Raw genomic sequence first — 13,111 nt, forward strand, 5'->3', positions numbered from 1 at the left:
TATAAACCTTTACCCTAACCAATTGCCTCATCAACATTTTTAAATTGATTAAAAAACATCTGATAGTACCGGCCTTTGGCATCCATTAACTCCACATGACTTCCCTTTTCGATAATTTGTCCATTGTCGATCACCATAATCATATCGGCATCACGAATCGTATTTAGACGGTGGGCAATGATAAAGCTAGTTCGCTCCTCCATTAATTTAAGCAAGGCCTCCTGGATATGAAGCTCTGTTCTAGTATCAATGCTGCTGGTTGCCTCATCTAAAATAAGCAGTGACGGTCTTGCTAATATCACCCGGGCAATTGCCAACAGCTGCCGCTGGCCCTGGCTAAGATTGCCGCCATTTTCCGACAGAACCGTTTCATATTGGTTTGGCAAGCGTTTAATAAATACGTCAGCATTGGCCATTTTTGCTGCCTGCTCTACTTCTTCATCCGTGGCATCAGGCTTGCCATATTTTATATTTTCCTTAATCGTTCCGGAAAATAAATACGTATCCTGTAGGACAAACCCAAAGCATCTTCGCAGACTATCCCTAGTATAATCGCGAATATCACGCCCATCTAAGAGAATTCTGCCTTCCGTGACATCATAAAATCTCGTCAGCAAATTGACGACGGTTGTTTTCCCAGCACCTGTGGGACCTACTAGGGCCGTACTGCTGCCAATTTGAGCTTCAAAACTGATGTTCTTTATAATTGGGACATCCGGACGGTAGCCGAAGCTGACATTTTCAAAGACCACATGCCCTCTTGGATTTTTCAATTCAACCGCTTGAGGGCAATCGACTACTTCTTCTGGTTCATCAATAACCTCAAAAACCCGTTCAGCCCCCGCTACACCTGACTGAAGGATATTAAAAATGTTAGCAAGGTCGTTCAGCGGTCTGACAAATTGCCGTGAATAGGTGATAAAACTCGCAATCGCACCAACTGTCACAAGGCTTTTCACTGCCAAAATTCCACCAATAACAGCGACAATTGCAAAACCAAGATTATTAATGACATTCATAATCGGCATTAAAAAACCCGACCAGACTTGCGCCTTAAGGCCGACATCACGAAGCTTGGTATTCACCGTTTCAAACTCTTCTATCACCTGGTCTTCATGATTAAACGCCTTTACGACTTCGATGCCAGAAATGGTTTCCTCAATATGACCATTTAGTTTCCCCAGCTGTACCTGTTGATTCTTAAATAAAACACTTGTCCGTTTAGCAATCGTCTTAGTTAACAAAAAAACAAGCGGCACGGTAATCAAACTTGCTATCGTTAAGATCGGGCTAAGAATAATCATCATAATTAACGAACCAGCAATGACAATCAGGCCGGACATTAATTGCGTAGTCGACTGCGAGATGGTATTACTGATATTATCCACATCGTTGGAGAGGCGGCTCATCAGTTCACCATGGGTCCTTGCATCAAAAAACGAGACAGGCAGCTTTTGCAGCTTCCGAAAGATCGCCTCGCGAAGACGCTTGACTACCCGTTGCGCCACACCCGCCATCAGCCAGCCCTGTAAAAAGGTGAGAGCCGCATCAGCGACGTATGCACAGGTCAATACAATAATCATAATCTCTAGTAAACTGAAATCGACCTTACCAGATCTTAGGCTCATCGCATCGACAGCTTTTCCAATTAAATACGGTGCAAGGAGCATCAAAACGGCATCCACGATAATAAAGAAAAAGATTATGCTCAGCATTTTTCGCTCATTGCCGAAATATTGCCATAAGCGTTTTAATGTTCCCTTAAAATTTTTCGGTTTGACCACAGGGCCGCGGAGACGCTGGGCGCCGCCCGGTCTTAGGGGAGGAGGGGCAGCTTGAGTTTGTTCATTTCCTTTTGACATTACAAAACCTCCTTGCCCATCTGTGATTGATAGATTTCTTGATAGACCTGACAATCCACTAGTAGTTCACGGTGGGTACCAACCCCAACCAGTTTCCCATGATCCAAAACGACAATTTTATCCGCATCAATAATTGAGGTAATCCGCTGGGCAATTAGCAGACAGGTTAGGCCCTTGGCGTATTTTTTCAAGGCCGCCTTAATTTTCGCTTCAGTGGCAACGTCTACTGCACTGGTGCTATCATCTAGAATTAAAATACTTGGTTTCTTGACGAGTGCTCTTGCAATCGAAATCCGCTGTTTCTGCCCGCCGGAAAAATTAACACCGCCTTGGCCAATTGTCGTTTCATACCCCTCCGGTGAGGCGGCAATAAAGTCATCTGCACCAGCTATCATCGCAGCGGTCTTTACCTCCTCATCCGTGGCATCTTCTTTTCCCCAACGGATATTCCCCGCCACTGTGCCTGTAAATAAAATATTCTTTTGCGGGACAATCGCAATTTTATCCCTAAGCATTTTGGGATCCATACTGGAGATATCTTGACCATCTACCTTAATCGTTCCGCTTGTCACATCATAAAATCGGGGGATTAACCCGACGAGGGTACTTTTCCCAGAACCGGTTGAGCCGATAATGCCCACCGTTTCTCCCGGAAGGATGGTTAAATCAATATGTTTTAAGATGGACTCGCCACTTGTTCCTTCATAGGAAAAAGTGACATCTTCAAAATCAATTCTTCCGGTTTCTTGAACGTGCGGCGGCAGTACGGGCTTTGTTTCTTTTATAAAACCATCCTCTTGTAAAAAAACTTCATTAATCCTGCCGGCAGATGCTTTGGCCCTGACAAACATATTAAAGACCATCGAAATGATCATGAGTGAGAATAGAATTTGCGTCATGTAGTTGGTGAAGGCAATGATATGGCCCACCCGAATGTCACCTGATTCTACCCCTAGGCCGCCCATCCATAGAACAACGACAATGCCAAGATTCACGGTCAGCATAATCAAAGGACTGAAGGTGGCCATTAGACGCCCTGCGGCGACGGACTGATCCTTAAAATGTTCATTTGCATTGGAAAACTTGCCCATCTCCACGTCAAATCGGTTAAACGCCTTGACAACACGGACCCCTGATAGGTATTCCCTCATTACTGAGTTCACTCGGTCTAGGGCCTGTTGGACCTTAGAAAAAAGAGGAAATCCAAGGCGCAGATTAAGGACAATTAATAAGGCCACAATAGGAACGACGACTGCCAGAACAACAGATAAGTGCAAGTTAAGCCTAGTCGCCATCACCAGGCCGCCTATGGCAAGCAAAGGCGACTTAACAAAGACCCGCATCAGACCATTCACAAATACCTGTACTTGTGTCACATCGTTCGTTAAACGAGTAATCAAGGAAGCGCGGTTAAACTTATCGAGATTTTTAAACGAAAGTGTTTGAATTTTTTTAAATAAATCGGAGCGAAGCTCTGTCCCAAAGTTTTGTGATACAATGCTGGCGATTATGCTGCGTGAAGAGGCACTGATAGCACCGACGGCCGTAATTAAGAGCATGACACCGCCCATTTTTAGGACATAATGAATATCCCTGTTTACAACGCCTTCATCGATGATTTTTGCCATAATGGTTGGCTGCATCAAATCACTAATTGCCTCAAAGGTGAGAAACAGTACTGCGATACTAAAAGACTTCCAATATTTCTGAACATATTTAGATAAAAACTTCATGCCCTCACCTAACCCTTAGCAACATTAATAAGGCTATTATAATTTCGATTACCGGAATAAAACAATTTTTAAGCATAGAAAAACTAAAATGGCCCATTTATAGAAAATGGACCATTTTAGTTTTTCTTATTAGATAAGAGAGTATAAAAGTTTTTGACTTTGAGAATTGTCTAGCTCCAGCGCCTCGCCCCTCGAGGTCACAAGTCAATCGGTCCAAAAGGTTAAAAGGCAACGTTTCGGCCGGCTGTCTTGTGCTTGCCGGGGCTGACCAAGACGCTTGCGTTTTTCTTATTAATCTTGTACAGGGCTGAATTCGTGTACCCATACGCGCATTTGCGGCAGCCATGGCATTCCTGGATGGTAGGAAAGAATAGATTGTTTATATTCTTCCACATTGTTGAAGCCCTCGCGGCGGGCATCATCATCAGTCAATTCGCCAAGGCTCTGTGAATATACCTTTTCTACTACGAACTGACGGCCTTCCAGCGTCATGATTTCGCCTGGGTCGGCATAGCGGCCATTCCGGCGTGTTGCTGTTTTTTCTCCAGCCAATACCTTTTTTACATCAGCTTCCATTGTTACTAAGCGGTCAACCGAACAAGTTTTTGGCGGTAATGCAGCGTTTTCATTTTGGTTTGTCATTTGAGAATCTCTCCCTTTGTTTTATTTACCATATTAACACTTTCTTTATAGTTTAATCCACTGAGAGCACTGTTAAACTACCTGTCCGCCTTTATCACGGTATTTCAAGATTCCTTCTGCCGCACGGTAGGCTAAGGCCCCGACAGTATCTGTTGGATTATAGCCGGAATTATGCGGGAAGGCAGAGGCACCAATGACAAATAGGTTATCAACATCCCACATTTGTAAGTAATTATTTACTGCTGAAGTCGCCGGATCTGCCCCCATGATGACTCCGCCAGTATTGTGCGTGGATTGATAGGTGGTAATATCATATGGACCTAAATCCTTCATTGAATCAATATGATCTGCACCCATTTCCTTTAAGATACCGGTACATTTATCGGCAAGGAATTTAGCCATTTGCCGGTCCTGCTCCTCAAAGTCAAAAGTAATCCGAATAAGCGGATCGCCAAAGGCATCTTTATAAGTTGGATCAAGGTCGAGAAAGTGACGCTTAAATGGCATAGAAGAACCTTGAGAAGTAACCGATAAAAAGCGGTTGGCATACTTAACGGAATTGGCCTTGAATTCCTTACCCCAGGTTGGCTTTCCTCCTGGAACAGGATTGTTTTGAATCGGTCTTAAACCGGTTTGAGCTAATGAAATCATCCCCCCATGGATGAAATTCACATTACTATGGTCAAAATTGTCACCATTGTAATCGTCACAAACCATTCCTAGTGACCCTGCACCTGCAAAGGTACTAAATTCTTTATTATCAAAAAAGCCTATGGCATTCCCTTTAATAACTTGGTAGGCATAATTTTTTCCAATCACACCCGTTCCTGTATTCGGGTCATATGGTTTCCCGATTCCAGACATTAATAGGAGGCGAATGTTATTAAATACATAGCTAGTCATCACCACAATATCAGCTGGCTGCTCAATTTCTTCACCAGTCGTCACATCTGTGTATAAAACACCGGTTACTTTGTCACCTGTTTTTAAGATCCGTCTCACATTGGAATGAGTTCTTATTTCAAAGTTCCCTGTCTTGTTGGCAACTGGGATGACCGTCACAACTGGATCTGCCTTTGCACCATATTCACATCCAAATCGCTCACAAAAACCGCAATATTGACAAGCCGCTCTTTGGATCCCGTCCGGATTTTTATAGGACTCTGATAGGTTCGCAGATGGCATCATATATGGATGGAGCTTCATATTTTTCGCTGCCTTTTCAAACAACTGAATGGCAGGTGTCTTTTTCATTGGCGGGGTCGGATATTTATCCGATCGTTTTCCTGCGAGTGGATTTTCTTCTCCCGAAATGCCTGCAGTTTTTTCAAATCGGTCGTAATAAGGCTCCAATTGATCGTATGTAATCCCCCAATCTTGAAGATTCATGTCGGCGGGTATTTTCTTTTTCCCATACCGTTCAACCGTTTTACTATAGATTTCAAAGTCATAAGGCAAAAAGCGAAACGTTTGCCCATTCCAGTGGACTCCGGATCCGCCCAATCCGTCACCAAGTAAAAACGAACCATATTGCCGCATCGGCAGGGCGCGAATTTTTTCATTGCCTCTGAACGTTATTGTTTCTCTTGATAGGTCCTGCATGAGCTCATAGCGGAGGGCATAGCGCAATTCATCATGGACCATAAAGTAATCTTCCGTTTTTCGCTCTTTACCTCTTTCCAATCCTACAACCTTTAATCCTTTTTTGGTCAGTTCTTTGGCAATAATTCCTCCTGCCCAACCAACACCTACAATTACAACATCGACTTTTGGCAGCTTTCTCGCCATACTTCCACCTTCTTTTTTATAAAAATATTATCAATTCTTAGCAGTTCAAGTGGCTAGCTGCAGCCCCTAGGCAATTTTAGCTTTTTAGTGATTCATATGGCTCTTCAGACTTTGCGGTGCTATCTTCTTAAAATCCTTATCGATAATATCTGAATAAGCCATCTGGCTGCCTGGGTAATTCTTCATCTTCCAGCCATCCATATTTAAATTTCCTCCATATAATGGATCGCTATAAGCACCCTCTAATGTGACACTTCGCAGCATTTGGAAGAAACCGCTTGGTGATATCGTTGTCACATTCACTTTATCCTCCTCAAAGTCTTTGAGGATCGCATCTTGTTCATCACCATTTAGTTCAGTGAAATCCTTTTTATAGACGGCCATACTGTGGTTTTGCATTTCCCGGATCGCAATATCAAAAATTTCCCTGCGCTTTAGCCGGCCTTGATACCCCTGCACTTTCTCACCTGGATAAAATGGTGCCTGCATATATTCCCGGCCATTAAAGCCCCAATATCCTGCCAATTGATGGTCAATAAAATAGGCAACACCTAGTGCCTTCGCACCTGGACCATTATCATCCTCCGGAAAAATCCGTTCTGTTGCTGCCTCAATTACTTTGAATTGTTCAGGTGTAAAATACATGAGCGCTTGATTAAAGTCTTCTGTTTTTGTCTGAGTATTTTTCGTATCCGTCGTTTCCTTTTGTTTTCGAGGAATAAGACTGCCGATGATTCCACCAACAGCTAATCCACCAACTGTAAAACCTGCATTTCGAATAAAATTCCTTCTAGAGACTGATTCTGGATTTTCTTTATTTTCTTCAACCATGGTGTACACCTCCAGATTTTTGTTTTGACAGCCAACCATAAATTACAGGAATATCCTTGCTTTGCCATTATTATGTTCCAAAATAAACCATTCATACTTATAAAAGGAAAGGAGAAAATGATAAGAAAAGCGACAAGCGGCTTGGTCAGGGGTGACAGGCATAAGACGAGCCTTTTTGACGGATTGTCTGTAGACCTTCGAGCCCCTAGGCGCTGCAGCTAGACAATTGTCAAAGACTATTTATACAATAGTTACCTTTAAAAAGGAGGGCACAAAAATGAAAAGAATCTGGAATATTTGTTGTGGACCTATTATTATTGCGTTTCTCGTACTAACTGGATGCTCCGCGCAACAAGGGGAACATCAGGTAGATGCCGCAAACCGGCATGACAATTCACTTAATACGAAAGGAAATGGGCATGTCCATAGGTCAACCGATAATCCCAATGTCATTCCAAGTGTGGATCGGGATAAAAAAAGAACCACCAATGTCAACAGGCAAACCTCAAACGGATTAGGAACTAATGTTTACAGCTTAATTGGCAGCTCAAGCCTGCATGATGGGGGAATTTCTTCCCATCTAGAATCAAGACTCTCCGGGGCAGGGATTCCGGGGATTAAAGTATTTGTCCTTGACGACACTGTTATCCTAGCAAGAGCCCAGGCTGAAACCACTTCAACAAAGTACGATGAAATGCAGCAAAAAGTGTTAACCAACACTTCAGGTTCCTCTGGAAAAGGGAATCTCGATGGGATAGACATGTCAAAACTGAATACCGATGATAACTTAGATAAAGCCAAAGAACTAATGACAAAGGCCTTTGACGGCCAGGTTCAAATCTTAACGATTACCGATGCAAAAGCCATGCCGTTAATTGATGGAATAAAAGCTAATATTAAAGCTGGTCAGACCAACTATACAAAGCTTGCAGGCGATATAAATACACTGATTAAAATGGCCCGCGAGAAATAAGCAAAAGACCGGAGGATATCCCCGGTCTTTATATATTTAAATCTCTTATTTTATAAAAAATATAGGTTACACTTGTAAACGTGACAATTAAGAAGAAGGAAAGAACTACAAGAACTGGCTCAACCCCGCCGCCATACATCACATTTTTTGCTTCAAAATATTTAAACGGGCTCAAATACTTCAAGTTTTTAATACCCTCATTCAAATCAATCGCAACTGACAAGATAAAAGTCAATAGCATCACGCCAGCTGACAAGGAAGCAGCCTTCTTCGATTTCCTTTTTAAAGCCGAAATCGCACTGCCCATCACCATAAATAGCACCTGCAAGATCAACATTCCCGCCATCAAAATAGTTATATCCCAATTAACGTCTTCACCCTTGCTGTATTTTGCCACTAGAGCCAACGACGAAAGGAGTGTGACTAAATTGAACACTACAATGTTAAACAAAGAAGCCCCTAATTTGGCCGTAATCACTGCTGTTCTCGAAACGGGCTTAACAAATAAAAACTCTGATGTTTTGTCGCGCTCCTCCTTCGCAATAATTCCGGCCCCAAGCATCGCCGCGTGAATCGTCGCCATCAACAGCAAGTAGACAAACAGCATGCCATAATAACCGCTTGCCTTTGACAAGTCCAAACTTCCGACCCCCATAATCACCTGCAGCGATTTGGGCATATCTTTCATTACATCATTCATTGATTGTTCAGATGAATATAAATTTGCATATTTATTCATCCCCGATAACACCATCAGGAACACACCAATGCTCCAAAAGATGAGCGATTTACGATGAGACTTTAATTCTTTTAAAAATATATTCATAATCCAATCCCCCCTTTATAAAAAACCTCTGTTAACGTCTCAAAATATTTTTCCGCTTCAAGCTGGATGGCTGGATAGTCGATTTCGTGATTCGGCGTTAGCTTAGCTTTGTTAAGCTGTTCTTCACTTAATTTTTCAAATGTCCAGGTGATAATTTTTAAGATTTTTTGAATATCGATATCGTCTCTGAATTTGCTTAAATCGATACCCTCGTATATCCTCCCGATGTTAATTTCATTTAGTTCTTTCACCTTTTTCTCTATTTCCGCTTTGATTTCCACGGCATCATCCATATAGGCTTCCTCAATGAATTTAAAGATGTCGGGGTATTTCGCAAGGAGATCCATTTTAATTAAGACTGCCTTTCGTATTCGTTTGAAAAAATCAGTCTCGGTAAGGTCGACCTTTTTGTAGAAGTCAGCGGTAATGATTTGGATGCAATGGTCAAATAAGAATAAGAACATTTGCCTTTTGTTTTTAAAATAATGGAAAAGTTTTCCCTTTGAGATCTCGGCTTCTTTTACGATTTCATTGGTCGAGGCCTTATCATATCCTTTCTGGGCGAATTCCTTTATGGCAGCATTTATGATTCGATCTTGTTTGTCCGTATCTAAGTTGAGAAATTTTGCGAACACTGGTGCAGCCCTCCTTTTAGTTTGTTGACCACATCAGTCAATGGAGTCATTATAATCAAGTTGACTACTCTGGTCTATGGGGTGACAACCTATATTTTTTACAAAAATATGAAATTAATGTCGTGGGATATAGTTTAGGTTTTTAGGATGTGTTACGATGCAGGTAGATTTTAGGGAGGTGTTTGTTATTTGTATTAAAAGTCGTGATCCGTCATTGAAGTTAGAAGGGTTGGTATCCGCTCAAGGCCGGCTTCCTGCAGGCCATTCCATTCTGCCTGTTTTGGCAGGTAAACAGGCTTCGGTTGAAGCAGGAATTGGCGGGGAAGACCGGGTTGCTGATGTTCTCCGTAAAGTCTCCTTTTCATTTGACCATCATATTTTCCACGATTTGTCCCCTTCTTCTTATGAAAGCTTTCAAATGGATACGTTTACGTTGAACCCTTGGTTTGGGGTAGTGTTGGAGGTTAAAAATATTGGCGGGTGTCTGGAGTTTAAAGATAATCCTCCACAGTTAATTAGGACCCGTGAGGATGGGCATAAGGACGGGTTTGAGAGTCCGGTCGTTCAACTAAAACGTAATTGTAATTTAATTGTTGATTGGCTAAATTATCATGGCCTTAAGCTGCCCATTTATGGCGCCATTGTTTTGGCTTATCCAAAGCAAATTGTCGCTGTTCCCCCTGCTAACACAAAACTATTGTTCCCCAACATGATTTCCTCGTTTATTAATAGTATCCCACGGCAAGAAAGGAAGTTGGATGCTCCTGCATTTCAATGGCTATCCGATGAATTGTTGAAGAGTCACCAGCCTTTTATTCCCAAACCAATTTGTGAGTCTTATAAACTTCCTTTTAGTGATTTTCAAAGTGGGGTGAGGTGCGTTGTGTGCGGCCGGTTAGGAATGGTTAAATTGCCACGCACATGGGTTTGTCCTTTCTGTAAGGCTATGGATAATCTAGCACATGAGCGGGCATTACGGGAGTGGTTTTTGATTTATAAGAGGAATATTACGAATAGGGAGGGTAGGGAGTTTTTGGGGGTTGAGGATATTCATACTGCTAAACGCATTTTAAAAAGTATGAAATGGGAGTACGAAGGGACATTTAGAAATCGATCTTATATCATGGATCTTAATAAAAAAATTTTAAGTGGGATTTGACTTGAAGAGCGGTTAGTGGCTCCAGTAACTCGGTGTTAACCGCCACTAAATTTAGCTGCACGCCAGTTATTTTCTCTTATTCGCCACTAACTTACCTTCTTGCGCCACTTATTTATCGCTATCCGCCAGTTACTTGCTTTCATCCGCCACTAAATTTAGCCGGCGCCAGTTATTTTGTCTTATCCGCCATTAACTTAGATTCTTCCGCCACTTATTTATGGCCATCCGCCAGTAAACTTTTTCAAAGACATGCACACTTACTTCAAAGTATGTGTAACCCCACCCCCAAAGTGATATGATATTCATGATTACATACTCAAAAAAAGGGAGTGCAGCCAAAGTTGAAAAACGAACTAATTGAAAGATTTACTTCCTATGTAAAAGTTGACACACAATCCAATGAAAACAGCGAAACATGCCCATCAACAGAAGGACAATGGACATTGCTCCGTATGTTGGTCGAAGAACTAAAACAAATCGGCATGCAAGAAGTAACCATCGATGAAAATGGCTACGTGATGGCAACCTTGACAGCCAACACCGACAAAGACGTCCCAACCATCGGCTTCCTAGCTCACGTGGACACTGCCACCGACTTCACTGGTAAAAACGTCAACCCGCAAATCGTCGAAAACTATGATGGCGGCGAGCTCATCCTAAACAAAGCCCTTAACGTCATCATGTCACCAAAAGATTTCCCAAGCCTGCCAGAATACAGAGGGCACACCTTAATCACAACAGACGGCACCACACTGCTTGGTGCGGACAACAAAGCGGGCGTCACTGAAATCATGACCGCAATGGCATACCTTATCAAGCACCCAGAAATCAAACACGGTAAGGTCCGCGTTGCGTTCACACCGGATGAAGAAATCGGCAGAGGTCCACATAAGTTCGACGTTGCGGCCTTCAATGCGAAATATGCCTACACCGTGGATGGCGGTCCGCTTGGTGAGCTAGAATTCGAAAGCTTTAACGCTGCCGCAGCAAAAATTACGATCAAAGGGAGCAATATTCATCCGGGTTCAGCAAAAGACAAAATGATTAACTCGATCAAAATCGGCATGGAATTACATAGCAAACTACCAGCACAAGAAGCACCTGAGCACACCGAGGGATATGAAGGATTCTACCACTTGCTAGCCTTCAACGGGGATGTCGAGCAAACGAACCTTCACTATATTATCCGTGACCATGACCGGGAAAAATTCAATGACCGCAAGGCGACCGTACAGGCAATCATCGGCGAGCTGCAAGCCAAATACGGCACCGACCGTATCCTGTTAGAATTAAATGACCAATACTACAACATGAAAGAGAAAATTGAACCGGTCAAGGAGATCGTCGACATTGCCCATGAAGCGATGGTCAACTTAGGCATTAAGCCAATCACCAAACCAATCCGCGGCGGTACAGACGGCTCACAGCTTTCCTATATGGGTTTGCCGACACCGAATATTTTCACTGGAGGGGAAAACTTCCACGGGAAATTTGAATTTATCTCCGTTGAAAATATGGTTAAAGCCACCCAAACCATTGTTGAAATCATTAAATTAACTGAACAAAAGGCTTAAAACAGTAAAAAGCTAACCTCCCAAAAAGGTTAGCTTTTTATCCCACTAAGCACCACTAAACATTGCTGCAGGCTTAATACGGTTTCCTTCAACTGCCTGTGCAATTGTTCTTCAGGCCATCTCTGCTCTTTTGCTTCAATGTCTTTCTTTATCAGACTAATCATCCAAATCGAGAAAACAGCTGAAAACAAATAATACTCCCATATAAAGGACCCACTATCTAATTCTAAATGCAACTGAGCCAGGTACTCCTCCAGAAATTGCTTTCGGAGCTTAGATGTTACCTGTTTAGGAAAAAGCGGGTGTGACATATCAATTAAATGGTACAAATCCCAATAAGGGGAACTTAAATGGGTGTGCTCCCAGTCCAGGATCTTCAACTGACCATCAACCATCGAGAAATTGCCTAAATGTAAATCTCCGTGGGACACAACGAGTCGATGGGAAAAATTACTCCCTTCAAGCAGTGAGTAGATATGTTCAATTGCCTCTCTTTCCAACTTCAAAACGGGTAACTCAAGTAAGAATTCTTCCTTGCGGTTGACAATATCCGCTATAATCTCACCGATTTGCGGCTTCAATCCCGAGGCCGGTACAGGACCTATAGATTCAATAGGTAATGAATGCCACCAGGCAACCCATTTAATCACTTCTAAAACACTCGTAACGTTAAAATCGTGGGTCAGTGGCCCAAGGTCCTCTACAATCATCCAATTCAGTTCTGGCTGTTCACTTATTTTATAGGAAATAATCTTGGGGTATATTTCAGGAAAATGCGGGAGAATATGCTGATGTATCCATACTTCTTTCCCTAACTGATCATTGTTGGTTAATGGTTTAAAAATAAAGCTTTTAGAGGAAGAAAGAAAAAACCTTTCGACAAATCGTCCATTCATCCCTTTGTAAAGAATTTCCCTTTTTAAAATTACTGCATCATTAAGAGAACCGCTATCAAGGACAATATTACTAGGCAGCTCCATCGGCCCACCACCTATTCATATATTAACTGCTTTTCAATCCTCTTTTTAAAAAGACCCTATCTAATATGTATGACTGGTGCGTGGGTTTATATCCTTTTATCCTAATTA

The 13,111-nt window shown here is 42.3% G+C and carries 11 protein-coding genes; 3 read left to right on the plus strand and 8 right to left on the minus strand.

Annotated elements, in window-relative coordinates; genetic code table 11:
* Window positions 1-14: 14 nt before the first annotated feature.
* The 5 genes from M3226_RS13895 to M3226_RS13915 form a co-directional block, all read right to left on the minus strand.
* A complete protein-coding gene (locus M3226_RS13895; protein ID WP_251566320.1) occupies window positions 15-1,862 on the minus strand; it encodes an ABC transporter ATP-binding protein in 1,848 nt (615 codons plus the stop codon).
* Window positions 1,862-3,595: an ABC transporter ATP-binding protein gene (locus M3226_RS13900; protein WP_251566322.1), complete on the minus strand. Its 1,734-nt coding sequence runs from the start codon at window positions 3,593-3,595 to the stop codon at window positions 1,862-1,864. Before M3226_RS13900 ends, M3226_RS13895 begins: the two co-directional genes overlap by 1 nt.
* A gap of 291 nt (window positions 3,596-3,886) precedes the next feature.
* Window positions 3,887-4,237 (minus strand): ASCH domain-containing protein, encoded by a 351-nt coding sequence (locus tag M3226_RS13905; protein WP_251566323.1) that lies wholly within the window; start codon window positions 4,235-4,237, stop codon window positions 3,887-3,889.
* Window positions 4,238-4,309: 72 nt separating this feature from the next.
* Complete coding sequence (locus tag M3226_RS13910; RefSeq protein WP_251566325.1) at window positions 4,310-6,025, minus strand: GMC family oxidoreductase; 1,716 nt, start codon at window positions 6,023-6,025, stop codon at window positions 4,310-4,312.
* 84 nt (window positions 6,026-6,109) lie between these two features.
* Window positions 6,110-6,856, minus strand: a complete 747-nt coding sequence (locus M3226_RS13915; protein ID WP_251566327.1) for a gluconate 2-dehydrogenase subunit 3 family protein — start codon at window positions 6,854-6,856, stop codon at window positions 6,110-6,112.
* Window positions 6,857-7,133: 277 nt separating this feature from the next.
* Between M3226_RS13915 and M3226_RS13920 the strand changes: the two genes are divergently transcribed.
* On the plus strand, window positions 7,134-7,829 hold the full coding sequence (locus M3226_RS13920; RefSeq protein ID WP_251566329.1) for a hypothetical protein: 696 nt from the start codon (window positions 7,134-7,136) through the stop codon (window positions 7,827-7,829).
* A gap of 28 nt (window positions 7,830-7,857) precedes the next feature.
* Here the strand turns inward: M3226_RS13920 and M3226_RS13925 are convergent, their stop codons facing one another.
* Window positions 7,858-8,655 carry an ABC transporter permease subunit gene (locus tag M3226_RS13925; RefSeq protein ID WP_251566331.1) on the minus strand — a complete coding sequence of 266 codons (798 nt, stop codon included), beginning with the start codon at window positions 8,653-8,655 and terminating at the stop codon, window positions 7,858-7,860.
* Complete coding sequence (locus tag M3226_RS13930) at window positions 8,652-9,290, minus strand: TetR/AcrR family transcriptional regulator (protein WP_251566332.1); 639 nt, start codon at window positions 9,288-9,290, stop codon at window positions 8,652-8,654. Before M3226_RS13930 ends, M3226_RS13925 begins: the two co-directional genes overlap by 4 nt.
* A 157-nt stretch (window positions 9,291-9,447) precedes the next feature.
* Between M3226_RS13930 and M3226_RS13935 the strand changes: the two genes are divergently transcribed.
* Together M3226_RS13935 and pepT are read left to right on the plus strand one after the other, a co-directional pair.
* The gene (locus M3226_RS13935; RefSeq protein WP_251566333.1) at window positions 9,448-10,449 is read left to right on the plus strand and encodes a nuclease-related domain-containing protein; all 1,002 of its coding nucleotides are present in this window, start codon (window positions 9,448-9,450) and stop codon (window positions 10,447-10,449) included.
* Window positions 10,450-10,790: 341 nt separating this feature from the next.
* Complete coding sequence (gene pepT, locus M3226_RS13940; protein WP_251566334.1) at window positions 10,791-12,023, plus strand: peptidase T; 1,233 nt, start codon at window positions 10,791-10,793, stop codon at window positions 12,021-12,023.
* Between the two features lie 29 nt (window positions 12,024-12,052).
* Here the strand turns inward: pepT and M3226_RS13945 are convergent, their stop codons facing one another.
* Window positions 12,053-13,003 (minus strand): aminoglycoside phosphotransferase family protein, encoded by a 951-nt coding sequence (locus M3226_RS13945; protein WP_251566335.1) that lies wholly within the window; start codon window positions 13,001-13,003, stop codon window positions 12,053-12,055.
* Window positions 13,004-13,111: the final 108 nt, after the last annotated feature.

This window comes from Neobacillus cucumis (assembly GCF_023715505.1).